The sequence below is a fragment of the Pelotomaculum schinkii genome (assembly GCF_004369205.1).
Lineage (GTDB): Bacteria > Bacillota > Desulfotomaculia > Desulfotomaculales > Pelotomaculaceae > Pelotomaculum_C > Pelotomaculum_C schinkii.
The window spans coordinates 92,927-116,650 of sequence record NZ_QFGA01000002.1 but is presented as its reverse complement, the minus strand read 5'-3'; the positions used below and the strand labels follow the sequence as shown (position 1 = coordinate 116,650).

The 23,724-nt window shown below is 49.9% G+C and carries 24 protein-coding genes; 20 read left to right on the top strand and 4 right to left on the bottom strand.

Going from position 1 to position 23,724, the window contains the following annotated elements; all coding sequences use genetic code 11:
• Positions 1 to 5: 5 nt before the first annotated feature.
• The 12 genes from Psch_RS11530 to spoIVA all read left to right on the top strand — a co-directional run bounded on the left by Psch_RS11530 (position 6) and on the right by spoIVA (position 11,440).
• Positions 6 to 794, top strand: a complete 789-nt coding sequence (locus Psch_RS11530) for a DUF1614 domain-containing protein (RefSeq protein ID WP_134217061.1) — start codon at positions 6 to 8, stop codon at positions 792 to 794.
• Positions 781 to 2,079 carry a stage II sporulation protein P gene (spoIIP, locus tag Psch_RS11525; protein ID WP_190240403.1) on the top strand — a complete coding sequence of 433 codons (1,299 nt, stop codon included), beginning with the start codon at positions 781 to 783 and terminating at the stop codon, positions 2,077 to 2,079. Before Psch_RS11530 ends, spoIIP begins: the two co-directional genes overlap by 14 nt.
• Before the next feature lie 14 nt (positions 2,080 to 2,093).
• Positions 2,094 to 3,014: a YIEGIA family protein gene (locus Psch_RS11520; protein WP_190240402.1), complete on the top strand. Its 921-nt coding sequence runs from the start codon at positions 2,094 to 2,096 to the stop codon at positions 3,012 to 3,014.
• Positions 3,011 to 3,202: a capping complex subunit for YIEGIA gene (locus tag Psch_RS11515; RefSeq protein ID WP_134217063.1), complete on the top strand. Its 192-nt coding sequence runs from the start codon at positions 3,011 to 3,013 to the stop codon at positions 3,200 to 3,202. Before Psch_RS11520 ends, Psch_RS11515 begins: the two co-directional genes overlap by 4 nt.
• Complete coding sequence (locus Psch_RS11510) at positions 3,202 to 3,816, top strand: DUF3189 family protein (RefSeq protein ID WP_243124065.1); 615 nt, start codon at positions 3,202 to 3,204, stop codon at positions 3,814 to 3,816. Before Psch_RS11515 ends, Psch_RS11510 begins: the two co-directional genes overlap by 1 nt.
• Positions 3,701 to 4,129: a DUF3189 family protein gene (locus Psch_RS11505; protein ID WP_190240401.1), complete on the top strand. Its 429-nt coding sequence runs from the start codon at positions 3,701 to 3,703 to the stop codon at positions 4,127 to 4,129. The genes Psch_RS11510 and Psch_RS11505 overlap by 116 nt, the downstream gene beginning before the upstream one ends.
• Before the next feature lie 53 nt (positions 4,130 to 4,182).
• A complete protein-coding gene (locus tag Psch_RS11500) occupies positions 4,183 to 5,529 on the top strand; it encodes a DUF512 domain-containing protein (protein ID WP_190240400.1) in 1,347 nt (448 codons plus the stop codon).
• A gap of 278 nt (positions 5,530 to 5,807) precedes the next feature.
• Positions 5,808 to 7,130, top strand: a complete 1,323-nt coding sequence (gene der, locus Psch_RS11495) for a ribosome biogenesis GTPase Der (RefSeq protein ID WP_190240399.1) — start codon at positions 5,808 to 5,810, stop codon at positions 7,128 to 7,130.
• Positions 7,131 to 7,306: 176 nt separating this feature from the next.
• Positions 7,307 to 7,897: a glycerol-3-phosphate 1-O-acyltransferase PlsY gene (plsY, locus tag Psch_RS11490; protein ID WP_190240398.1), complete on the top strand. Its 591-nt coding sequence runs from the start codon at positions 7,307 to 7,309 to the stop codon at positions 7,895 to 7,897.
• Positions 7,898 to 7,915: 18 nt separating this feature from the next.
• A complete protein-coding gene (locus Psch_RS11485) occupies positions 7,916 to 8,965 on the top strand; it encodes an NAD(P)H-dependent glycerol-3-phosphate dehydrogenase (RefSeq protein ID WP_190240397.1) in 1,050 nt (349 codons plus the stop codon).
• Between the two features lie 63 nt (positions 8,966 to 9,028).
• Positions 9,029 to 9,253: a UXX-star selenoprotein family 1 gene (gene uxx1 / locus Psch_RS11480; protein WP_190240396.1), complete on the top strand. Its 225-nt coding sequence runs from the start codon at positions 9,029 to 9,031 to the stop codon at positions 9,251 to 9,253.
• Between the two features lie 708 nt (positions 9,254 to 9,961).
• Complete coding sequence (gene spoIVA, locus Psch_RS11475) at positions 9,962 to 11,440, top strand: stage IV sporulation protein A (protein WP_190240395.1); 1,479 nt, start codon at positions 9,962 to 9,964, stop codon at positions 11,438 to 11,440.
• Positions 11,441 to 11,467: 27 nt separating this feature from the next.
• On the opposite strand, the gene Psch_RS11470 is transcribed toward spoIVA, so the two are convergent.
• From Psch_RS11470 to Psch_RS11455, 4 genes are all read right to left on the bottom strand, one after another.
• Positions 11,468 to 11,959 carry a CBO0543 family protein gene (locus Psch_RS11470; RefSeq protein ID WP_190240394.1) on the bottom strand — a complete coding sequence of 164 codons (492 nt, stop codon included), beginning with the start codon at positions 11,957 to 11,959 and terminating at the stop codon, positions 11,468 to 11,470.
• Between the two features lie 106 nt (positions 11,960 to 12,065).
• Complete coding sequence (locus tag Psch_RS11465; protein WP_190240393.1) at positions 12,066 to 12,653, bottom strand: CBO0543 family protein; 588 nt, start codon at positions 12,651 to 12,653, stop codon at positions 12,066 to 12,068.
• A gap of 76 nt (positions 12,654 to 12,729) precedes the next feature.
• The gene (locus Psch_RS11460) at positions 12,730 to 13,161 is read right to left on the bottom strand and encodes a hypothetical protein (RefSeq protein WP_190240392.1); all 432 of its coding nucleotides are present in this window, start codon (positions 13,159 to 13,161) and stop codon (positions 12,730 to 12,732) included.
• A gap of 21 nt (positions 13,162 to 13,182) precedes the next feature.
• Entirely contained in the window at positions 13,183 to 13,956 is a 774-nt protein-coding gene (locus Psch_RS11455; protein WP_190240391.1) for a hypothetical protein, read from the bottom strand.
• Positions 13,957 to 14,352: 396 nt separating this feature from the next.
• Here Psch_RS11455 and Psch_RS11450 point away from each other — a divergent pair, with 396 nt between their 5' ends.
• The 8 genes from Psch_RS11450 (at position 14,353) to Psch_RS11415 (ending at position 23,724) form a co-directional block, all read left to right on the top strand.
• Positions 14,353 to 15,642, top strand: coding sequence for a homoserine dehydrogenase (locus Psch_RS11450; protein WP_190240390.1), 1,290 nt, complete (start codon positions 14,353 to 14,355; stop codon positions 15,640 to 15,642).
• 56 nt (positions 15,643 to 15,698) lie between these two features.
• Entirely contained in the window at positions 15,699 to 16,601 is a 903-nt protein-coding gene (gene thrB, locus Psch_RS11445; protein WP_190240389.1) for a homoserine kinase, read from the top strand.
• A 68-nt stretch (positions 16,602 to 16,669) separates the two neighbouring features.
• Entirely contained in the window at positions 16,670 to 17,887 is a 1,218-nt protein-coding gene (locus Psch_RS11440; protein WP_190240388.1) for an aspartate kinase, read from the top strand.
• Positions 17,888 to 18,180: 293 nt separating this feature from the next.
• Positions 18,181 to 19,338, top strand: coding sequence for a hypothetical protein (locus Psch_RS11435; RefSeq protein ID WP_190240387.1), 1,158 nt, complete (start codon positions 18,181 to 18,183; stop codon positions 19,336 to 19,338).
• Positions 19,339 to 19,403: 65 nt separating this feature from the next.
• Positions 19,404 to 20,387 (top strand): GDP-mannose 4,6-dehydratase, encoded by a 984-nt coding sequence (locus Psch_RS11430; protein ID WP_190240386.1) that lies wholly within the window; start codon positions 19,404 to 19,406, stop codon positions 20,385 to 20,387.
• Positions 20,384 to 21,373 (top strand): hypothetical protein, encoded by a 990-nt coding sequence (locus Psch_RS11425; RefSeq protein WP_190240385.1) that lies wholly within the window; start codon positions 20,384 to 20,386, stop codon positions 21,371 to 21,373. Before Psch_RS11430 ends, Psch_RS11425 begins: the two co-directional genes overlap by 4 nt.
• A gap of 237 nt (positions 21,374 to 21,610) precedes the next feature.
• Positions 21,611 to 22,585 (top strand): hypothetical protein, encoded by a 975-nt coding sequence (locus Psch_RS11420; protein WP_190240384.1) that lies wholly within the window; start codon positions 21,611 to 21,613, stop codon positions 22,583 to 22,585.
• A 17-nt stretch (positions 22,586 to 22,602) separates the two neighbouring features.
• Complete coding sequence (locus Psch_RS11415; protein ID WP_190240383.1) at positions 22,603 to 23,724, top strand: glycosyltransferase; 1,122 nt, start codon at positions 22,603 to 22,605, stop codon at positions 23,722 to 23,724.

Sequence of the window (23,724 nt, the reverse complement as noted above, 5' to 3'; positions counted from 1 at the left end):
TACATTTGGAGGGTTTTCCCATAGGTATTATTATCTTAATCGCTGTTTCGGTGCTCATATATCTGGGTCTGGCCCAACGCGCCCTGGACCGGATGAGGCTTTCCGACCGGGGAGCCCTGGTTGTAATCGGAGCCATTATTTTGGGCAGCTTTATCAACATCCCCCTCCCTTTTCTACCTTTTAGGACCTCAATAAACGTTGGGGGGGCATTGGTACCCGTGGGGTTGGCGATTTACCTTCTGGTAAGAGCCGGCACCAGCAGGGAGTGGACCAGGTCTCTGGTGGGGGCGGTCATAACAGCTGTCGTTGTCTATATCATCGGATCCCTGATTAACGCCGGAACAACCATAGAACCTGCGGGACGCTACGCTATAATCGACGCCATCTACCTTTACCCCCTGGCCGGAGGTATCGTGGCCTACCTGCTCGGCAGATCCAGGAGAGCGGCCTTTATTGCCGCTACCATCGGTGTCCTGCTGGTCGATGTATTTCATTACATCTGGCTACTGAGTCAGAATGCCCCTGCCAACTATGCTGTCAGCATAGGCGGCGCCGGGGCTTTTGATACTATAGTCCTGGCTGGTTTTGTGGCCATCCTGCTGGCTGAAATCATTGGTGAATCTTTTGAAAGGCTTTCAGGTGGACCCAGCGCCAAGGGACGTCCTTCGGAACTGGTTAAAGGTTTGAAAAAGCCGGAGCTAAACGCGACGGGTACGCAAGGCGACAAGAACGTGGAACAAGATAGACTGGCGCAAGACGAAAGAAAGGTGGCTGACCTTGATGAACGGGAGTAAACTCAGAATCCTGTTTGGTACTCTGGGGGTTTTAGCTTTATTGTTGCTTGTAGCTTTTTATTCAACAGGGAGCCTCAGCCTGCGTCACGCCCTGGCTATGCCGAAGCTTTTTGATCGGGGCACGCCGGACCACCTGGTCGATAGGTTCACGACAATTGTTGATGAGCAAGGCGAAATGCTCAGCATGATGTCCCGCACGGTTTTTATAGGAGACCAGTTGTATACAGCCGAGGGCCGCAGTTACCGCATCGGCAGAGTCGAAGGAGATCAGGCCGAGGCGCAGTTTCTGGGGATGGATCCACAGATTGTCGCCTATAACGAATTGTATGGGAATCAGGTAGCGCCTGTCACGACCAACCTGGCGGAACAGAAGAATAGCGCAATCGCAATCTATCATTCACATACTGACGAGTCCTATGTGCCTTCGGACGGAACAGAGTCTATACCCTTTAAAGGGGGTATTTACCAGGTCGGCAAGGCCCTGGTCGATAAGCTGCAAGGCAGGGGGGTTACTGTAAACTACGACGAGACGCCCCATGACCCGCACGATAACAACGCTTATGTCCGCTCCCGCAGGACGGCCGCCAATTTAATGAAAAGCAACCCTGCCGCAATTTTCGACATCCACCGAGACGGAGTTCCTGACCCCTCTTATTACCGGGCTACGGTGGACGGCAAACAAATTGCCAAGCTGCGCCTGGTTGTAGGGCGGGAAAACCCCCGTATGGACGCCAATATGGACTTTGCCAAGCGTATGATGGCAGCGGCCAATAACATGCACAACCAGGTAGTAAAAGAAATTTTTGTCGGTAAGGGTGATTACAATCAGGATCTGACTCCAACGGCCCTCCTCATCGAGGCCGGCACACATACAAACACCAAGGAAGAGGCTGCCATGGGTATAGCTTTGTTTTCTGAGGCTGTACCCAATGTGTTGGGACTTGCCGCCGGTACGACCGGTAATCCTGCGGCGCAGGCGCCTGGCGCCGGCGGGAGGCCGGCGGGCGCTGCCGGGGGCGCCGGGAGAGCGCTTGCCTGGATCCTTGGGATCACTATAGTGGGTGGCGTTGGCTTCCTGCTGATCAGTTCCGGTAGTTGGGAAAATGCCAAGAAGCGTATTTCAGGTTTCGGACGGGAATTCACCAGCTTCTTTGGCCCGCGTCCCGCTGCCCGTAAAAATGTAAAACTGGACGAAGCGCCTGGACACCGGAAAGTGCCGGAAGAACAGGACCCTCTTGCCAACAAGGCGCTTAAGGAAACTAAGGACGACATAACCAAAGACTAGGTTTGGGGGATAGCATGTCTAACTTAATACCCGAATACCTGCTGGTGATCCTGGCCGGTGTAGTAGCGGGGACCGTTACCAGGGTTATCCTGCTGCGCATTGACTACCGGCAGTACCCGGGTTACCCGCACGGCTACCTGGGCCACCTTTTCCTGGGGTTTATCGCTTCAGTTCTGGGGGCTGTGGCGATTCCGGCAATAATGAAACCGGATTTCGCCGCGGCCACCTTCTTGGCCCTGGCGGCGCAGCAGTTCCGGGAAATCCGTAATATCGAGCGACGCACCCTGGAAAGCCTGGAAAGAAGTGAACTGGTCAGAAGAGGTCTAGATTATATTGAGGGGATTGCCCGTACTTTTGAGGCCAGGAATTACCTGGTGATGGGAACTGCCTTTGTTACCAGCCTAGCGGCCCAGTTTGGCGGGCAGGCAATGGCTTTTGTGGTCGCCATCCTGGCGGTACTGTTTAGCAGATATTTCATGTCCGGCCAGGTAGTCGGCAGCATCTGTGAAGTGGTACCGGCCCGGATCAGCTTTAAGGGCGCTATTTTGATGGTAGACGAGATTGGCATCATGAATGTAGGTCTCAAATCAATGCGCGATAAAATTTTAAAAGATGGTCTGGCGGTTAAGCTTATCCCCAGGGACGGCAACGCCAGGTCCACTTTACATGATATCGGACAGCGCAATGCCATTGCCTTTACCGCGTCGGTCATCCTGGGTACCAAAAAAGACGTGGACATCCCGGAATTTACCCCGCTGGCCAGAAAAAACCCCGATACAGGCGAAGTTGGGTTATATATCATGCCGGTTGAGCGGGACCTGGAGCAGCTTATCGCGGCGGTCAAGCTGACCCCTGTGCTGGAAAGCGCAAGGAGCAAACCGTTGAAGGCGGGAGCTTCAATAAAAGCAGCCAAAGAGCAGGTGAAATCCACATGAGTGAAGAGTCGGTTGGTACCATCCTGGCCATTGTAACACTGCAGATGAGTATGGTTGGCGAGGGCACACCTGTTTTCCTGGCTAGAGACGAGGAAGAGCAGCAAAAGGTTGCCAATTACCTGTCCAGAATACTTGACGCCAATGTCCACGACCTGGAAAACGGTTCATTAATTCTGGTAAAGCACTGATGAAGGTTATTTACCATTGTTATGGGGGTACTCATTCCTCGGTTACCGCCGCTGCTATACACCTGGGGATGTTGCCGGAAGACCGCGTTCCAGGACCGGAAGAGTTTTTGCAATTACCGCTCTATGACCGGCAGGATGCATGCGAGCACGGCCATATTTTTTCCATAGGGATCGATGAGTACGGGCATGAAGTTTACCTGACCGCCCGCCGCAGCCGGCCGGCAGTTCTGGAAAATGTCTTTGCCGGACTGGCGGGGATTTTTGGTGTCCCCGCTTCAAGCTACTGCCTGGTCAACGCTATGAGCCAGGTCAATTGGATCATGATGTTTGGAGGATATCTTTCGAGGCGCTGGGGGTTAGTCGGGGTGGGGCGGCCTATCGTGACCATGGGTACGCGGGTGGCTTACTTTAAATTGGTTGGTTTGGTTAAAAAAACCAAAGAAAAGTTGAGGGCGGATGGCGAAAAAAGTTCTTTATTTCAGCAACAGCCGCTTTCCCGTGGCGATTGTTGCCGGTGCTATTCATACAGGCCGGCTCCCGGCGGGGAAAGACCCGGGCGCCGTCAGTTTTCGGGAGCTGCCGTTTTTGAATATGCAAGACGGCGGAGAGGGTGAGATCTTTGTTATAGGCAAAGATGACCGTGGCAATGATATTTATGCTCTTTCCATAAAAGGGGAGCGTGGTATGCCCCATCGTTTGGTTGAAAGCTTTCTCAGGATCTATAAAATTCCCCGCGGCAACTTGCTTATGGTCGACAGCGGGGTTGGCGACAACTTTTTTTTATTGGCAGGACGCCTTCTCAACAGAGCGGGCTTGCTCGCCGCTTTAGGGCGTTTTTTTACCTATACCGGTATCAAAAAAATGTATGGAGAACTGACCCGGCTGAGTGCTGGTGTTAGAGACGGCCTCGGAAAATCCCTTGACTAGATTCTGGAATTTTTAGATAATGGTTGTTAGAGCTAGGGGGGAGGTCGTCCCGTATGGAGGATCGGGGTTTGCTTATTGCGCAGGTCTTACCCGGGAGTATTGCCGCTGAAATGGATCTTGCGCCAGGGGACCGTTTAATCTCCATTAACGGGTCAGAGGTGCGGGATCTTATCGACTTCCGTTTTTTTGAGACTGAAGAAAACCTCACCATTGAGGTGATCACTGCAGCCGGTGAGGAGTGGGTCCTTGATGTTGAAAAGGACTACGACCAGGATCTGGGTTTGGAATTTGCAGACGGGGGGTTCGGGCGCACTACCAGGTGCTCCAACCGGTGCATTTTTTGTTTTGTCGACCAGATGCCGCCCGCCTTGCGCAAGTCCCTCTATATCAAGGACGATGATTACAGGCTCTCCTTCTGGAGCGGTAATTTTATCACTCTTTCCAACGTTGGAGATGAAGAACTGGAGAGAATCGCCCGGCTCCGCCTGAGCCCCCTCTATATATCCGTCCATACCACCAACCCTGAGCTGCGTAGGGTTATGCTCGGTAATAAACGGGCCGGACTTATTCTGGAACAGCTGAAGTTTCTGGCTTCTGCCGGGATCGAGATGCACACTCAGATTGTGCTGTGTCCAGGCATTAATGACGGCCGGGAACTGGAAAACACAGTAAGAGATCTGGCCGGTTTGTGGCCGTCGGTCAGTTCCCTGGCGGTGGTGCCGGTCGGGTTGACGCAATTCAGGGAGTCCTGCTACCCGTTAAGAAATGTTACACCTGCCGAAGCGCATCAGGTTGTCGAGTGGGTGGGTTTAAGGCAGGATGAGTTCCTGGCTGGTCTGGGCAACCCCTTTGTCTTTGTTTCGGATGAGTTCTACCTGCTGGCTGGAGAGCAGGTTCCCCCCTTAGAGCTCTATGCCGGTTTTCCACAGCTTGAGAACGGGGTGGGTCTGGTACGCCTCTTTTTGGAAGAATGGGAGGAAGTCAGACAGGATCTGCCCCTGGAGATAGAGCCTCTAAAAGTAACCATTGCCACTGGAGTTTTGGGAGCTATCGTGCTGCGGCAGGTCGCGGCGGGACTAAATAACATAAAGGGACTACAGGTTACCGTAAAAACAATAGAGAACACCTTTTTTGGAGAGCGGGTTACTGTAACCGGATTGGTCACGGGGCAGGACTTAATGAACCAAATTGATCCGCGAAATATAGGCGACCTCCTGGTTCTCCCCGCGGTAATGCTGAAAGAGGAGGGGGAGCTCTTTTTAGATAGCCTCACTGTCGCTGACCTGGCTGAACGTTTAAAAACCAGAGTGGCCGTGGTCAAGGGGCCGCGCCAGTTGGTTGAGGTTCTGCTGGAAGGGCCGGAACACGCAGAGCTTTTTGTCGAAGACAGGGATTACTGAAATAATAATTTTAGGTTATCATGGGCCGCAGTGCAAGCGCGATTGGAATCGCACCCACATGAAAGCAGGCACAGTGAAGACAATGTGGGTGCGTTTTAATTGGGAGCATCTTAATAAAAAATCATGGTTGGCGCATCCGCACTTGCAACAGAATGGTTATAATAGTATTAGTATACTTAACATTGATTTTTATGCAGTAATGGCGCCGGGTTAAGGACGGTGTCCTATTTATTGAAGTTTTATTAGAGTTTTACTTAAATCAGAAAGGTGACAATAATATGTCCAAACCGATAGTGGCCATACTGGGGCGGCCAAATGTGGGCAAATCGACGCTTTTCAACCGCATCGTAGGTGGCCGCGTGGCTATTGTGGAGGATACACCCGGGGTAACCAGGGATCGCCTTTACATGGATGCTGAATGGTCAGGACGCCATTTTACCCTGGTAGATACGGGAGGACTTGACTTTCAGGAAGACAGCGAAATTACCGGCCATGTCCGGACTCAGGTAGAGCTGGCTATCCGCGAGGCGGACGTGGTGCTCTTTGTTGTGGACGCCCGGGCCGGTTTAAATCCGGACGACCTGGAAGTGGCTTCGGTCGTTCGCCGCGCTCATAAACCGGCCGTGCTTGTGGTTAACAAGGTTGAAAATTTTGACTCTCCCGAGAAGATATATGATTTTTTCCAGCTTGGTCTGGGGGATCCGGTACCCGTATCTGCGGCGGAGGGATTGAACACCGGCGATATGCTGGACAGGCTGGTGGAACTGCTTCCTCCGGATCAGGGAGTGGCAGACTCTCCGGATATAATCAAAATTGCCGTTATCGGCAGACCCAATGTGGGCAAGTCCTCACTGGTAAACAGCCTCCTGGGAGAGGAACGGGTCATTGTCAGCAATATTCCCGGTACCACGCGCGACGCCATTGATACAACCTTTGAGCGGGACGGCAAAAACTACATGCTCATCGATACTGCCGGTATACGCCGCAGAAGCCGGGTCGAGCGTACTACGGAGAAATACAGTGTTATCCGCTCTTTACGGGCGATTGACCGGTGTGACGTGGTATTAGTCGTTATTGACGCGGTTGAAGGGGTTACCGAACAGGACAAGCGCATTGCCGGTTACGCCCATGAAGCCGGTAAAGGCTCAATTCTAGTGGTGAACAAATGGGACCTGGTGGAAAAAGACGATAAAACTATGAAACGCTATAGTGATAAGGTACGTCAGGAACTGGCGTTTATGCCTTATGCCCCTCTTATCTTCACCTCTGCGCTAACTGGAAAGCGAGTTTTAAAAGTGCTGGAGTTGGTCGATTTTGTAGCCGAGAAGCATGCCACCCGTGTAAGTACCGCCAATTTAAATACCCTGATCAGGGAAGCGACTCAGCAGAACCCGCCACCGGCGGATAAGACCAGGCGCCTGAAGATCTTATATGCTACTCAGAGCGGGGTCAAGCCCCCACGCTTTGTGCTGTTTGTTAATGATCCGGAATTATTGCATTTTTCCTACCAGCGCTACCTTGAGAACCAAATCCGTTCGGCTTACGGGTTTGAAGGGACACCGCTCCGCTTTAGCCTGCGCAGACGGTCCAAGGAGGAGTAAGGAGACCTGACATCTGCTATGAAAATGTAGGTGCGAATTCATTCGCACAAATGCACCATTGGCTGCCACAAGTGCGGCGCTGGCCGCCGTGTGCGATACTCTTAAATTTTTGAAAATGATATTTGGTTCGTCCGGTGTCTGACGACCGGCGGCTGAATGCCGAAGGAGAAGCAGATATGTCGGTTTTTTTAGTTATAATAGCTAGCTACCTGATTGGTTCTATTCCGGTGAGTTACCTGGTTGCCCGCTTATGGAAAGGGATCGACATCCGCAACTATGGCAGCGGCAATGTTGGCATGACCAATGTTTGGCGTAATGCCGGTCCTGTGGCAGGGGTACTGGCCTGGGCCGGAGACTTGGGCAAGGGAGTCCTGACAATACTGTTGGCCAAACATTTTGGCGGGCCTGAAGTAGTAGCCGCAGCCGGTATAGCCGTACTGGTGGGACACAGCTGGCCGGTGTTCCTGCGCTTTAAGGGAGGAAAAATGGTTGCCACCTTTGTGGGCGTAATCGCCGCCATAGCCCTGCCGGTCGGCCTTATTGCCGCGGTTGTGTGGCTGGCCGTGGTCGGGCTTTCCGGGTACGTTTCTGTTGGATCCATTGCCGCGGTTCTTGCCATACCTTTGTTAATCTGGGCTTTTCATCTGGAGTGGCCCTACCTAGTCCTGGGTATATTGGTGGCGGCCCTGGTGATATACAAGCACAAACCTAATATTAAGAGGTTGGCCGGTGGCGCCGAACCAAAAATCAAACGGAAGTTCTGGTAGGCGGGAGGTGTGTAATTGGTGAGTAAAATTATTGGGGTAGCCGGCGCCGGCAGTTGGGCTACGGCTTTGTCGGTACTACTGGCGCACAAAGGGTACACGGTGCGGATGTGGTCGAGACACGCAGCTCTCGCGAAGGAGATTACAATAACAAGAGAAAATATACGATATCTTCCCGGGGTGATTGTGCCCCCGGCGGTCGAGGTCACGGTCCATATTGAAGAGGCGGTGCGCGAAGCTGACGCGGTCGTTTTTGCTGTGCCGTCCCACGCCTTTCGGGAGGTGCTCCAATCCGCTCTCCCCCATCTGTCCGGCACGGGGCTGATTATCAACGCCGCCAAAGGAATTGAGGAGGATAGCCTGCGTCGTTTATCCCAGGCATTTGCGGAAGTTGCCGGTCCGCAGGCACTCGAGCGGTATGTGGCGCTTTCCGGGCCCAGTCATGCCGAGGAGGTGGGCAGGCAGGTGCCCACTGCAGTGGTAGCGGCGTCATCCAGCATAAAAAGTGCTGAATACGCGCAGGACCTGTTTATGTGTGACAATTTCAGAGTCTATACCAATCCGGATGTCGCCGGAGTTGAACTGGGGGGCGCGCTAAAGAATGTCATTGCCCTTGGCACAGGTATTGCCGACGGGCTGGGCTTTGGTGACAACACCAAAGCAGCCCTGATGACCAGGGGCCTGGCTGAAATCACCCGCCTGGGCATCACGCTGGGCGCCAACCCGCTTACTTTTGGCGGCCTTGCCGGGGTTGGTGACCTGATCGTAACTTGCACCAGCATGCACAGTCGCAACCGGCGCGCCGGTATGGCTATAGGCCGGGGCAAATCACTGGAGGAGGCACTGGCTGAAGTGGGTATGGTGGTGGAAGGCGTCCGCACTACCCGGGCGGCTCGCAGGCTGTCCGAGCTTTACGGTGTTAATATGCCCATTACCGAACAGATGCACGAGGTTTTGTTCGAAGGTTTCTCGCCTGAAACAGCTGTTAACAAGCTCATGACCAGGGGCAAAAAACACGAAACGGAAGAAGTGGCCCTGGCTGCTGCCGCCCTGGGTAAAAGCCAGTTTTAGTTCCACAAGATCATCCGCTATAACTAAACATAGTTTGGTAGATAATATAACGGGGTGATCGAAATGTTGAATAGGATTATCTTATTTGGTATAGACGGTTGTTCCTATACGGTAGCCGCAAAGGAGGATCTGGCCAGGCGTAAGAGGCCTTACGAGTACCATAATGTTGTAAAAGAGCAGGAAGCTTTGCAAAGGATGCTTGAACTAACGGGAGGAGCCCGTTTGGTCCCGGTAATCGTCGAGCAGGGCTGCATAAAGATCGGTTTCGGTGGGACCTGCCGGGTGTGAAATGGGACGTGGGACGTGGGTCGTGGGTATGTGGCCGCATTCCTATGGGGTCAGTCAGTGCGAATGAACCAGCCATAATATTTCAATTACATAATACCAATGAAACGCACACTGGAGACATATGTCTCGTCATTCTACATCATCTGTCTCAAGAATATTGCCCGAAAAGGCTTGACTTGCGGGCTTGGGGTTATCCGGAGCGAACGGAGCACCTGGGTGCGTTCCTTAGCGCGTGCGTTGCAGAAAGTCAAAGCTTAAATAGCGCGTAGCTACCGGGTGGCTGTTTGTAGATGCGGTCGGTATGATGTTCTTGTTGCACAAATGGAGAATTGCGAAGAGAGCGGAGAATAACCCCAAGCCCACTACCCCAGAGGCTTTTCGAAAACCAGTTAACAGTGACCTTGTGATACACTTAAATTGATAATATGAATTAATAATGCTGAAGCTGCCAATGAAGGGCGGCTTTTCTTTTTATTTTCGGCAGGGAAATAATGGATATTTTTTTACCGGTTTTTATATTTCCAGGTCATATTCGTCCAACAGGCTCATATATATATATTGTTATTATATGCAACTGGAAAAAAATAGACGTGGACTAGGGTTCACGGCAGATTAATAACATAATCTTTTTTTCGCCTGAGCGGGGGAGGGATGCAACCTTTTTTTATATATAGTTTTTATAATTCTTTAAGGGAGGGAGTGTGTTCATTGGAAAGAACCGATATTTTCCGCGATATTGCGGAACGCACCGGGGGGGACTTATATCTCGGCGTGGTCGGCGGCGTTCGCACCGGGAAATCAACGTTTATCAAACGTTTTATGGAACAAATGGTGCTCCCGAATATGAAAGATGTGCATGATCGGGAGCGGGCCAAGGACGAATTGCCCCAGGGCGCAGCCGGACGGACGGTAATGACCACGGAACCGAAGTTTGTGCCGAATGAATCCGTGGAAATTCAGATAACCCCTAACTTGACTGTTAAGATGCGTATGGTTGATTGTGTTGGCTACCGGGTTGAGGGAGCCCTTGGCTATGAGGAGGAAGACGGTCCCAGGATGGTTTCCACTCCCTGGTTCGAGGAACCAATTCCCTTCCAGGATGCGGCAGAGGTGGGAACCAGAAAGGTAATATCCGAACATTCGACCATGGGGTTGGTTATGACCACCGATGGCTCGATTACGGAGATCCCCAGGGAAAATTATGTTGAGGCCGAGGAACGGGTTATCGAGGAGATGAAGGACATTAACCGTCCTTTCCTGGTCCTCCTCAACAGCACCAACTCATCCAGCGAGGAAGTCCTGCAGCTTGCTGCGGAACTAAGCGAAAAATATGATGTTCCAGTTATTCCGGTCGACTGTGTCCAGATGACTCAGGCCGACATCTTAAATATACTGGAAAAACTGCTTTATGAGTTTCCGGTCAATGAGGTAAATATCAGCCTGCCGCCCTGGGTGGAGGAACTGGAGATCAGGCACTGGCTGCGCCAAAAGTTTGAGGAGTCAGTTCGTGAGACTGTTAAAAATGTCCGCCGTCTCAGAGATGTAAACATAGCCGTGGAGTCTCTGGGTGATTACGACTTTGTGGACCAGGTCAGCCTGCGCAGCATGGATATGGGCTCGGGCTCGGCCTCCATCAGTATCACTTCCGATCCCTCCCTGTTCTACAAGGTGTTGAGTGAGGAATCCGGCTTTGTTATCGAGGGTGAAAGGGAGCTTTTCCGGCTGGTTAAAGAACTCAGCGTGGCCAAGCGGGAGTTTGATAAAGTGTCCCAGGCCCTGGACGAGGTCAGGGAGATCGGCTACGGGGTTGTAATTCCGTCCGTTGACGAACTGGTCCTGGAAGAGCCGGAACTAATTCGCCAGGGAAGCCGCTTCGGAGTGAAATTGAAGGCAACCGCTCCGTCCCTCCACTTGATTAAGGCCGATATCACCACCGAATTAACCCCGCTCATAGGGACCGAGAGCCAGTGCGAAGAACTGGTCCAATACATGCTCAAGGAATTCGAAGACAATCCGCAGAAGATATGGAACTCGGAGATCTTTGGCAAATCAGTTCACGACCTGGTTCGTGAGGGTATCCAGAATAAACTCCACCGCATGCCGGAAAACGCCCAGCTCAAACTACAGGAGACGCTACAGCGGATTGTCAACGAAGGCTCGGGTGGCCTCATCTGCATCATAATATAAAAAAAACCGGTCGCACGACCGGTTTTTTTAAAACCTTTTGCTTCCAAAATACTCACAACCCCAGCGGTAAAAAGCTATAAAAGCCCTGGAAGACAGGAATGTTACGGTTAAGGTGATGAAGGTAATATACCAGCTCCACTTATGGTACTTGATTAATTCCGTGTAGAGTTCCAGGGGATATTCTATCACGGTTATGCCTACGCTGAAGAGTATGGCGTAAACAAGGATATGACGGAAGCCACGCTCCCTGGTAACCTGGTTGTATAATATGCAAAGAATTGGGAAAACCCAGAAATCAAACAAAAGGCTCACCTTATATAAAAGAGGCAACTGCCGGAAAGGGTATTCCAAGAGGTGCAGGTTTACCACTGCAGCCCCCCAGAGACCGTCAAGAACGCTTTTGTAAAGGAATACCACCACCCAGTCCCTGAAATAGCGCCAGTCTACGGCGAAAACCAGCAGCAGCAAACCAATTAGAGCCGATATAACGCTTATGATGAATTCCGTGCTGATAACCATATTCCCCTCCTTGAGACAATCAACTTTTCAGTAGTTAATACGGGGCCGGTTCGTTCGCCCAAGATGCAGACAACCCGCTACTAACCCAAGTCGAGCAGAATCATAATTAGACTGCCCCGTCCCGGGATGGTTCATCTTTGGTCTTGGCCTGGTGTTGTTTTCCTACAATAATTAATAACAGCCACCTTAAAAAAACAGGTATGATAATATATAAAGGAAAAGAGTAGATATGTTTCCATTGGAATATCTTATATATTCCCAACCATATGAGAAAAGGTTCACCTATAAAAGCAAAAACCGCCGCCAGCACGGTATGCGCGATGATGAATTTTTTCCAGGTCGGGAACACCTGGTAAATCAGCATAAAAGGAACAGGCAGCGCCGTGTCGTTTAACGGTATCAAGCGCGGGAAATAAGGTTCGATATCGTAATAGTATTCCCAGAGGTTTAGCTGGCAGCCTACTTCGTCCAGAACGGTTGCCACAGTTAGCGCCATGAACCCGTACAGCAATATTTCAACCAGACGTTTTTTATCTGCATATTTCCACCAAAGCAGCCAGGGGACCACCAGGACAAAAATGAGTATCCAGAATTGAAATGTGCCCAACTCTTTGTGGAGCCAGTGTTGGTACTGCATTTCTATGGCTTTATTCTGCAGCTCGATAACCTCTTCAAAAGATGGTACTGCATTCATTGTTTTGTCTCTACTCTCCTTAACTACCGTATGGTTCAGGCATTATTGTTTTCGGAGCAGTTTCTGCCAACATGTTTCACCTGTCCAACCTGCCTACCCCTAACGCCTGGTTGTTCCACAAGATTTGTTCGGACTCCTTAACGTTATTGTCGCGGCAGTGGATAATTAGAACCACTTCTGCCGTCATACTATTGGGCTTTTTACTCCTATGCGGTATCCTGCTTCTTGCGAGGGCCAGGAGCGCTCCCGCCGCTACCCCCGCCAGCAGGCCGATTAAACCCCAGATAACCGGACCCCACCTCAAAACAAAACCGTATATGACGCCAAGGACCATCAGGGCTGTCCCGGCCATGGCTGCGCCATCAATAAGACTGTTGCCGTCGCTGCCCGCGTTCTGATGTTCAAGCGGGACGGCAAGGATATTTTCCCTGGCCAAGCCGTTATGCAGGAGGTCGGAAATCGCCTGTTCCAGGAATAAGGAATGTTCAAAAGCTGCTACGAGGTACATCTAACCACCCTGATTTATTTACTAGACAGGCATGTCGAAGGCCGGGTTCTGGTAATTCTCCGCCAGGTAAGACCTCTGTTCGGCCTGGTATAACTTATTAATCTCAACCGCGTCAACGTAAGAACCGTAAATGGCGAAGACAAAAATTGAAGGCAAAAAAAGGAGCCATTGGAGATTGAGGATATCCAAAGCCTCGCTGCAAGAACCTGTACAGGTAAGTTGGATGGCGTTATACATATGGGATAACCCGGCAATGGAGATCCATAAAACTAGAATCGTTAAACCAGTGATCGTTCGCTGCAGGTGAAGGTGCCCCAACCCCGGCATGAAAGCGGACCAAATTGCGGTAAGCCGGGGATTGGACAGTTTTAAAAAGTTATGCCCGTTGGAATTTATTTTCATAAACTGAAGAGAAGGCCTTTTTCTTTCGGCCATTTTTGAAACTTTATTTAATTTTTCCGTGAGGTGGTAGCTGTCCCAAATAATAAATATATAAACGACCGCATAAATTGTCAGCCAACTAATGTCTGCGACCTCCCTGGCCAGGTCAAAATTGCCTGTGAAGGAATAAAAAATTGCTGTGTTGAGACTGGATTTCATATTGGCCAAAACCTCCCATAACAAAAAAATAAGGCCTTTGACGGGTTTCCCCAAGAGCATATGCCCCAGTCCGGGAAAAGCCGCCGACCACCATGTGACCACCCAGGGGTTTCTGCGCTGTACCAGGTTGATGGCGTATGGTGTAATATGGGATCTCTTATAGCGGTTTTCTCCATATAAATAGCAGCTGTTCATTTGTTCGCACCTCTGCGGGCCGGGTATTAACTGTTCACAGAGACTTTGCTGCAAGGAGGGTGTTGTTACCGTGAACAAAGTTATTTTTTGCATTAATAGCTCGGATCATGTATTTATTGTCTTCGCAATTAGCTATAATACCGTTAAATAAGCGCAGTGGAGAATATTATCTGAACCGTGGTTCCTTGGTGTTGCCTGCCGCCGCGCCTGGTGCTATAATGTCGCCATACCCATGTACGGTTTAGACAAGTGTTGCCAGCTCCTACAGACCGTTGGACGGGAGAGCAGGTAATAGGGTGTCATGCGGCATAAATAACAACCCATAACAGGTGGTTGGCAAGCCGACTTTGCTGTTTTTTATATATTTTTAGTTCCAGGATAAAGGGGGAGAGCCAGTTGTCCAAGAATGTGATTGGTGTAGGGCTTTTGGGTATGGGTACTGTGGGCCGGGGAGTATACCGCATCCTCACCGAAAACCGGTCCGGCATCGAGCAAAAAGTAGGCGTGCCTGTCGAAATTAAAAAGATACTGGTTCGTGACACCGCCAAAAACAGGGGTGTTCAATTGGAAGAAGGAGTTCTAACGGCAGATGTCGACGAAGTCATCAACAACCCTGACATTGACATTGTTGTAGAGGTTATGGGAGGGATAAAACCTGCCCTGCCATATGCCCTAAAAGCTTTGAAAAATGGAAAGAGTCTGGTCACAGCCAACAAGGATATGGTTGCTGAGCACGGCAAAGAACTGTTTGAGGCAGCCGAGGCGAACAACAGCGACCTCTTGTTTGAAGCCAGCGTGGCCGGCGGAATACCTATAATCAGGCCGCTTAAGGAATGCCTGGCAGCCAACCGGATTCAACAGGTTATCGGCATCATAAATGGCACCACCAACTATATGTTGACCAGGATGAGCAAGGAGGGCCTTGATTTCCAGACGGCGCTTGCTGAAGCGCAGGCCTTAGGTTATGCCGAAGCTGACCCCAGCTCTGATGTCGAGGGTTATGACGCGGCGCGCAAGCTGGCGATTCTAGCTTCCATTGCCTTCAACACCAGGGTTTCCTTAAACCAGGTTTATGTTGAAGGAATTACCCGGATAACCGCCGAAGATATTAGCTATGCGGCTGATTTGAACTATGTGGTGAAGCTTTTAGGTATTGCCAAGGAAAGTGAAGCAGGAGTTGAGGTACATGTGCACCCGGCGATGCTGCCCAAAACGCACCCGCTTGCTCCAGTTGATGATGTCTATAACGCTGTTTTTGTCAGCGGGGACGCCGTTGGCGACGTGATGTTTTTTGGCCGGGGGGCCGGTGAACTTCCCACCGCCAGCGCTGTTGTCGCCGATATCATGAGCGCTGCCCGCAGTAAACTGAAACATGTGCCGGGTTTGTACAACTGCACCTGTTTTGATGAAAAGCCGGTTAAATCTATGGGGTTGACCTCAACCAAGTATTATATCCGTCTCAATGTAGACGACCGTCCGGGGGTGCTGGCCAGTATCGCCTTTGTCCTGGGTAATAACGACGTGAGCCTGGCTTCAGTTATTCAAAAACATACCACCGGGCAGGCTGCTGAAATAGTCCTGGTTACCCACAGGGTATTAGAGCAGAACCTGCAGGACGCCCTTAAAATTATCAAAGAGTTGTCTACGGTTAACGAAATAGCAAACGTAATCAGGGTAGAGGAATAGCAAAGACATATTTATGAGCTTTTTTTATTCCTCTTACAGAGGAGGGCTGCAACCTGATGATTCGTGTACAGGTGCCGGCCACCACGGCTAACCTTGGTCCGGGCTTCGACTGTCTGGGTATGGCGCTGGAGCTTTATAACGTGGTTGAAATAATCCCGATTCCCATGGGAACGGTTATTGAGGTGTCTGGTGAAGGGTCTAACGAAATCCCCAAGGACGAGCACAATATGGTTTACCAGGCTGCCCAAAAGGTTTTTCGACAGGTGGGTTACTCCCCGTCTGGCTTAAAGTTGCGCCTGGCCAACCAAATCCCGGTTGCCAGGGGGTTAGGCAGCAGTACCTCAGCTATCGTTGGGGGAGTGATTGCCGCCAACCTTCTCTCAGGAGGAAAACTATCGATAAAAGATATCATTAGCCTGGCCAGTTCGCTGGAGGGACACCCGGATAATGTGGCTCCGGCGGTACTCGGGGGCATTGTGGTCTCGGTCCAGGCCGATGGAGAAGTAAAATGCCTAAAAATAAAGCCGCCGCACGGCTTAAAAGGGGTCGTGGCAATTCCCGATTTTCCCATGGTCACGAAAGTTTCCAGGGAAATGCTCCCTTCTCAGGTGCCCTTTCAGGACGCAGCCTTTAATGTCGGGCGCGCGGCTCTGTTGGTGGCGGCGCTGCAGCAGGGTGACTTAAGCCTCTTGGGAGCGGCTATGGAAGACCGTCTCCACCAGTCGATGCGCTCCTCAATGATCCCAGGCTTCAAGAAAGTTTTGGCTGCGGCAAAACTGGCCGGAGCCAGAGGGGTTACCTTGAGCGGAGCAGGTCCCACAGTGATTGCCTTTGCCGACTCCAACCTGGAGTTGATTGCCAGGGTCATGGGCGAAACTTTTCGCCAAAACGGCGTCAAGTGCCGCGTACTGGTTTTGAAACCCAGCCCCGTTGGAGCCAGGGCTTTGGAGATAAAGTAGGGCGTTGCGAACTTTAATCAATACTTTGATGTCGACAGCAGTTGTCTGGCATAGGAAGGCGGTTTTTCATGCTGGTAGTTCAGAAATATGGCGGGAGTTCAGTAGCCAACGCTGAGCGGATCCGCCGGGTGGCCGGCCGGGTAATACAGGAGAGGGATAAAGGCCACAGTGTGGTGGTTGTTGTATCAGCCATGGGAGATACAACCGATGATTTAATCGAATTGGTCGGTGGTATTACCGGCAGTCCCCCGGATAGGGAGATGGATATGCTTCTGTCGACCGGCGAGCAGATTTCCATAGCTCTGCTGGCGATGGCCATTCAAGATATGGGGAGTCCTGCCATATCACTGACCGGAGGTCAGGTGGGAATTTTAACCGATGATGCTCACACCAAGGCTAAAATACTGAAGATCAATACCGACCGCCTGCAGAAAGAGCTCAAACAGGGCAATATTGTGGTAGTGGCCGGCTTTCAAGGAATTGACCAGCATAATGATATAACAACCCTCGGGCGGGGCGGGTCGGATACCACCGCGGTTGCTCTGGCGGCAGCTTTAAAGGCTGATGTTTGTGAAATATTTACCGACGTCGACGGGGTATATACCACTGATCCACGCGTTGTTCCTGAAGCCAAAAAGCTCGACCTGGTTTGCTATGATGAAATGCTGGAGTTGGCCAACCTGGGAGCGGCCGTCCTGCATCCCCGCGCGGTAGAACTGGCTATGCAGTTCGGTTTGCCGTTGCACGTGCGTTCCAGTTTCAACAATAATCCAGGTACGTTGGTTAAGGAGGTAGATGATATGGAAAGAAAACATGTGGTAACCGGTGTCGCATGTGACTACAATGTTGCTAAAATTGGACTTTTTGACGTCTTTGACCGGCCTGGCATCGCCTATATCCTGTTCAAGGCCCTGGCTGATGAAAAAATTAATGTTGATATGATCATCCAGAGCGCCATGCGTGATGACAGGAACGATATAGCCTTTACCTGCCCGCAGGGCGATTTGAAAAAAGCGTTGGAAGTTGTGGAAAGGCTGCAGCCTGAAGTGGGTTCGGAAGGTTTTACCAGTGATGACGGGGTGGCCAAGGTGTCTATTGTCGGCGCGGGGATGGTCAGCAACCCGGGTGTTGCCGCCGAGATGTTCGAGGCGCTTTACCAGGAGGGTATAAATTTGGAGATGATCAGCACTTCGGAAATAAAGGTATCCTGCATCATCAAGGCTGGACAAGCCGAACAGGCCGTCCGCGCCCTGCATCAAAGGTTCAACCTTGCCGGGCGAGTTTAATAGTAAGTACAACAACTGGTTAAAATATAAAGGGATGCCGGCATGATGCCGGCATCCTTTTGTGCTATGTGTAGTCGTTCATTTCGCAAACACACGTTGGTAAGCCGTATGCTTAATTGTTGGGTACTTACGGTTTGATGAAGGGGAAGCCATGTAAGTCGTTTCCCATTCTCAATTTCTATACTTTGATCTCTAGTGTTACATAAAAAAACATTTAAGTATTGGTAACAAAAACTTACTACTATAAATAATCTATTAATAAATTGAAGAAGATTTTCCAGGAGGGGTAAATTGTGGGAGGAAAAGATTTAAAGCATTATTGTTTCGGCCAGATTTCATGGCGTTCTCGTCAGGATATAGCTCCAAATACTGCTGAATTCATACTACTTGGTGCCTACAGGCGGGATGCTTATTCCGGCAGCGGCAAGGACGGACTTCCCGTTAGGGGAGATATCATCCTCGATACAACAGGGGGCACCAGTCTCGTTTTCGGCGACGGTACCTTAATGTTCATACTGAAGTATATCGTCACAGCTTTCAGCGAAAAAGAAAACTGGATCCTGGGCAGGGCGCTGGATCCGGTAACTGAAAGAAAAACTATATTACACACTTATCCCGCCCCGGCTGACCCGGAAACGGAAGGACCCTGGAAAGCGGGAATAAAAAGTACTCATCGACAGGCATTAAAAGAACACGTCAATAACCCGGGCCGTGGTTATCAAATAGAAACGCTGGTGGAGTTTACAACGTCGAACGGTTCCCCAGCCGCTTTTGTACCGGTATTCGTTAATGCTCCGCAAAATTCCGTATTTTCCTTTCCGGTTGCTGTAGCCGCCCCTGACGGCGATTCTCTGACCTGTCGTTTGGCCACGGATGTGGAAGCCAGTGGCAATGCCGGTGGGTTCACCCAGCCCGGCCCCCCTCTTGTTCCCAAACCTTTGACCGTAGAAACCGATACCTACGTGGTTACCTGGCGTACCACAGGTACCAAGCCTGGCCAGCTATGGTCCTACCAGGTAATGGCGGAAGACGGAAAGTCAAAAGCAGGTGTGGAAGCCCTGATCCGGATTATTCCAAAGGCCGGTGAGCCACCTGTATGCGCAGCGACTGATCAAACCCAATCCGCACCTATCGGAATGCTTTTCAATATTGATATAGTAGCCTCCGATCCGGACGGCCTGGTTACCGCGATTGAGGCGATAAATCTCCCGTTTTGGGCGAGATTGAACATAACCACCGAACTGCCCGCAGCCGATGCCGTTGCCAGTATTTCCGGTATACCAGGGCCAGAGGACGTTGGGCTTCACGTTCTGTCAATAGTCGCCACTGACAATGACGGAAACCAGGCCGTAAGTCCCCTTAAGATAAAAGTGGACGATGGCGGTTTCAATGCTGTTCACCAGCACGATTATTATAAAATGTCCGATAAGGCTATGGAAATAAGAGCCTGATTTAACTATAAAGAGTGTTAAATACGCGTCTTTTTTCGTGTTCTATAAGAGAAAGGGATTAGTAAATGAGTTACTGGAAAGATAAAAATGTCTTTGTCACCGGGTGTACGGGGCTACTGGGCACCCATTTATGTGAGCTTCTCATTGGCCGGGGAGCCAACGTAGTTGGCCTGGTACGGGACTATGTCCCTAAATCGAGGCTTTTTACGGAACAACTAAAGCCAAAAATGGTTACTGTGAATGGTAACGTGGAGAATTACGGACTGTTGGAAAGAGCGATTAATGAATACGAGATAGACACCGTTTTTCACCTGGCAGCCCAGACCATAGTAGGCATTGCCAACAAGAACCCCCTGTCCACTTTCGACGCAAACATCAGGGGCACTTGGAATCTGTTGGAGGCGTGCCGCCGGAATCCCGGCGTGCAGCGGATTATCGTGGCCTCCAGTGACAAGGCTTACGGCGAACATGAGAGCCTCCCGTATAAAGAAGACGCCCCGCTGCAGGGCAGGCACCCATATGACGTATCGAAAAGCTGTGCCGACCTGATCGCGCAAATGTACAGCCTTACTTATGATTTACCAGTATGTGTTACTCGCTGTGGCAACTTTTACGGGCCTGGAGACCTCAATTTCAACCGCCTCGTGCCCGGGACGATCCGGTCGGCCCTACAGGGTGAGAGGCCGGTTATCCGCAGCGACGGCACCTATATCAGGGACTATTTCTATGTTAAGGACGGAGCCGAGGCTTATCTGTTTCTGGCACAAAAGATAGACGAAATGCCGATACACGGAGAAGCCTTCAATTTCAGCAATGGATTGCAGATAACTGTCATTGAACTGGTTAATAAGATTTTGGCCTTGATGGGTTGTTCGCATTTGCAGCCGGTTATTAAAAATGAAGCGATCAAGGAAATCCGGAACCAATACCTTAGTACTGAAAAAGCCAAAAAAACTTTAGGCTGGCAACCGCAATACCCACTGGAGCAGGCGCTTAAAGAAACGATTGCATGGTACCGCGAACATTTTCCCGGGGGTGAAGTGCTGTGAAGTTTTGTCTGCTGAGTACCGATCCCTATCATCCGGAGCATGGGAAGGACTATACTGCTGAACAAAACAACATGAACCTTTGGGCCACAATCATGGGCGGGACGGTATATAACGGGCCGCTTTTCGACCAGGGGAGGTACGGCCTGGGTTACGATTATTTTAACAAGTTTGACCTGGTTATGGTCGCTCTCCGCCAAGAAACCATTGAGGTAGGCATCAAGGTCAAAAAGAGATCAAAAGTAAAAGTAGTGGTTTTCCTTGATAGTGAAGTTGATTATTTCACGACCTATACCACCCGTGATCTGCAGGTAAAAATGGTGGAGCTTTTAAACATTGCCGATGCCGTGGCAGTGCTGCACGACGAAAGCATTCCTTTTTTCAAAGCCCTGACCAATAAACCGGTTGATGTGGTCGGAGCGCCTTACCCGATTAAAAGGGTCCGTGAGATGTGTCCGCCTGCCCAAAAACGGAAGGAGATTGTATTGGGCAGCAGCATTAGATCAATTCTTACACATAACCGGAATGCGTTAGTCAACCTGGCGGCACTGTCTGGAACTGGTCTGCCGGGTGTGGTAAATATATGGGAGCCAGTTGAAATGGAATATGTCCAGTCTATAAGAAAATTCTTACCGATACCATTTATTTCATTCAGGTCTTTAAAATCAGGCTGGAATCATTTTATTACCCAGGTAAATTATTCCCTCTTGGGCCTGCACCTGGATTACCGGTATTCCTGGGGCAGGTTCCCCATTGACTGTGCCGCTGTCGGGACGCCATGCGTGGGCTCCCCTTCTCTATATACACAAAAGATACTATTCCCCCGTCTGTGCGTACCCTATCATGATATTGGGGGAGCGGTAGCACTGTTGAAGAAATTAATGTCTGATGCTGAGTTTTTTGACGAAGCTGTAACCTACGCCCAATCACAAATTGAGCGCTTCAGCTCTGAGCAGTGCAAAATGAGGCTGTTAAACCTTATTAGCTAATGCCTTGGATGATGAATTCTTATAAGCTTTTTGGCAATGTGAAAAGTTAAATTTCTTCTCATATAACGACCGTTTTAAGACAGTACCAGCAATTATTGAAAACGTGCAGCTTTGCCACAAAGCCCTTGCGAGGATTTAGAAGTCAGAGCTACACTTTTTAACGTTTATTACTCTTGCTTTTATGCAATAAGTTTTGTCCATGGACTTCTTCGTCGCTGCACGAATGAGGTGAAGATCATGAAGTTCTGTTTGGTCAGTTTAATGCCCATGAGCGATTCAGACGGCAAAGTTTTCACCGACGAGGTAAACCGGATTACCCAGTGGGCTACGGTAATGAAAGGGACTCATTATAACGGCGTGTATTTTGACCAGGGGCATTACGGGTTACCTTATGAATTCTTCAACGAATTTGACCTGGTGATGGTAGCTGTGCGCCATGAATCAATTGAGGTCGGCCTAAAAATAAAAAGGCAGTCGACGGCCCGGGTTATTGTTTTCTTAGATGGGGAAATGGAATATTTCACCTCATACATCTGGGGTGATCTGCAGGTAAAATTGATTGAGCTTTTAAATATAGCCGATGCAGTGGGCGTCACGCACGAATTCGACATTCCCATCATAAAGGCCCTGACCAACAAGCCGGTGGGGCTGGTCGGCGTTCCGTTTCCCTTGAAAAAGGTCCGGGAGGAATTGTGTCCCAAGGTTGAAAAAAAACAGATCATCTCCTTAGGGAGCATGTTTCGGAACGGGTTTGTCAATCTGGCAGCCCTCTCGGAAATCGGTTTGCCGGGGGCCGTTGATATATATAATCTGAAGGAAATAGAGTATATCCGTCTGATGAAAAAATATATGCCGATACCCCCGATCACTTTTAGATATACACCCCGCTGGGAAGATTTTATGTTCCATCTGAATCAATCCATCATGGGACTGCACCTGGACTTTCGACAGATCTGGGGGAGATTTGCCCTTGACTGCGCTGCCGTAAGAATGCCCTGCATTGCTCCGGAAAACTTTTATACGCAAAAAAAACTTTTCCCGCGTCTGTGCGTAAGCTACCAGGACATTGACGGGGCGGTCAAATTGGCCAAAGAGCTCTTGAAAAATAACAGTTTTTATGAAGAAGTTATGGCCTATGCCGAATCTCAGCTGGCCTTTTTCGATAACGAGTCGGCGAAAAAAAGACTGCTCGATTTATATAATCAAATTTAAAAAATGGGGAGCGTACGATGCAAATAGACCAAATTACCCCTGCCATATGGTACGGCAATGACATCAGCAATATAGTTTTGGTTTTACAAAAAATAATGAAGGATCTTGGTTGTGAGTCGGACATTTTTACGGAAGCTATGCAGGTAGAAGAAAGAGAAAACATTATTTACCATATGTTTATGGGGTCACGGGCAGCCAAAACCCTGGCCTATTTAAAATCAAAAAGAAAAGTGCTTTTTTACCACGGAATAATGCCCCCGGAGTATTTTGAAAACCACCCGGTACAGATTTCCCTGCTGGGCGGGCGTGAGGAAATAAAAACTCTAAAAAATAATTTTGCTTTTGCCTTTACCACTACAAAGTACCTCGAAGAGGAATTGCACCAAGCGGGCTATGAACAGACTATGGTTTTGCCTCTGCCTTTAGACCTGAAGGAATATGACCAGGAGCCTGATTTGCAGTTGATGAAGGCGTATGAGGATGACTATACAAACCTGCTTTTTGTCGGCCAGATTACCCCAAACAAAAAACTGGAAGACACAATATCGATTTTTAATTATTACCACAAGAAACTTAATCCGAAGTCCCGCTTGTTCCTGGTAGGAAGCTTTTCGTCTCATGCCGGGTACTGTCAGAAGCTGTTGGCTTTAATCAAGGAGCTGCAGATACAGAATGTTTTTTTGACAGGGCGTGTTTCAATTAAAAAGCTCCTGGCCTACTACCGGTTGTCACAGGTTTTTTTATGTATGAGTGAATATGAAGGGTTCTCTACCCCGTTGATCGAGGCTATGTACCTGAAAGTGCCGATTATCGCCTTCGATCGTGCAGCCGTACCGGAGATTCTGGGAGGGGCCGGCTGCCTGATAAATAATAAGGATGTGCGGGATACAGCCAGGCTGCTGGACTGGATAGTGAACGACCGGGCTAAGCGGGAAGAAATAATCAGCCGCCAGTCAGAACGAGTAACTGATTTTCTGCCTGAAAAGGTCTTCCCCTTATATAAAAAGGCGATTATGGAAGCTTTTAGTTGCGAAAACGCAGAGGATTATCCCCAAAATAACAGGCACGGTTTTTTCACACCCGCTCCTTGGTTTGTTTTTCCTCGATTTAACAGAGACGGTTTTAGGATTTTCATTTAA

Excerpts from the sequence above, each read along its gene's own strand:
- Psch_RS11465 (WP_190240393.1), bottom strand. The coding sequence starts at position 12,653 with ATGAATGCAGTACCATCTTTTGAAGAGGTTATCGAGCTGCAGAATAAA.
- Psch_RS11520 (WP_190240402.1), top strand. The coding sequence starts at position 2,094 with ATGTCTAACTTAATACCCGAATACCTGCTGGTGATCCTGGCCGGTGTA.
- thrB (WP_190240389.1), top strand. The coding sequence starts at position 15,699 with ATGATTCGTGTACAGGTGCCGGCCACCACGGCTAACCTTGGTCCGGGC.
- Psch_RS11510 (WP_243124065.1), top strand. The coding sequence starts at position 3,202 with ATGAAGGTTATTTACCATTGTTATGGGGGTACTCATTCCTCGGTTACC.
- plsY (WP_190240398.1), top strand. The coding sequence starts at position 7,307 with ATGTCGGTTTTTTTAGTTATAATAGCTAGCTACCTGATTGGTTCTATT.
- Psch_RS11515 (WP_134217063.1), top strand. The coding sequence starts at position 3,011 with ATGAGTGAAGAGTCGGTTGGTACCATCCTGGCCATTGTAACACTGCAG.
- Psch_RS11420 (WP_190240384.1), top strand. The coding sequence starts at position 21,611 with ATGAAGTTCTGTTTGGTCAGTTTAATGCCCATGAGCGATTCAGACGGC.
- der (WP_190240399.1), top strand. The coding sequence starts at position 5,808 with ATGTCCAAACCGATAGTGGCCATACTGGGGCGGCCAAATGTGGGCAAA.
- Psch_RS11430 (WP_190240386.1), top strand. The coding sequence starts at position 19,404 with ATGAGTTACTGGAAAGATAAAAATGTCTTTGTCACCGGGTGTACGGGG.
- Psch_RS11500 (WP_190240400.1), top strand. The coding sequence starts at position 4,183 with ATGGAGGATCGGGGTTTGCTTATTGCGCAGGTCTTACCCGGGAGTATT.
- Psch_RS11440 (WP_190240388.1), top strand. The coding sequence starts at position 16,670 with ATGCTGGTAGTTCAGAAATATGGCGGGAGTTCAGTAGCCAACGCTGAG.
- Psch_RS11460 (WP_190240392.1), bottom strand. The coding sequence starts at position 13,161 with ATGTACCTCGTAGCAGCTTTTGAACATTCCTTATTCCTGGAACAGGCG.
- Psch_RS11415 (WP_190240383.1), top strand. The coding sequence starts at position 22,603 with ATGCAAATAGACCAAATTACCCCTGCCATATGGTACGGCAATGACATC.
- Psch_RS11470 (WP_190240394.1), bottom strand. The coding sequence starts at position 11,959 with ATGGTTATCAGCACGGAATTCATCATAAGCGTTATATCGGCTCTAATT.
- Psch_RS11455 (WP_190240391.1), bottom strand. The coding sequence starts at position 13,956 with ATGAACAGCTGCTATTTATATGGAGAAAACCGCTATAAGAGATCCCAT.
- spoIIP (WP_190240403.1), top strand. The coding sequence starts at position 781 with ATGAACGGGAGTAAACTCAGAATCCTGTTTGGTACTCTGGGGGTTTTA.
- uxx1 (WP_190240396.1), top strand. The coding sequence starts at position 9,029 with ATGTTGAATAGGATTATCTTATTTGGTATAGACGGTTGTTCCTATACG.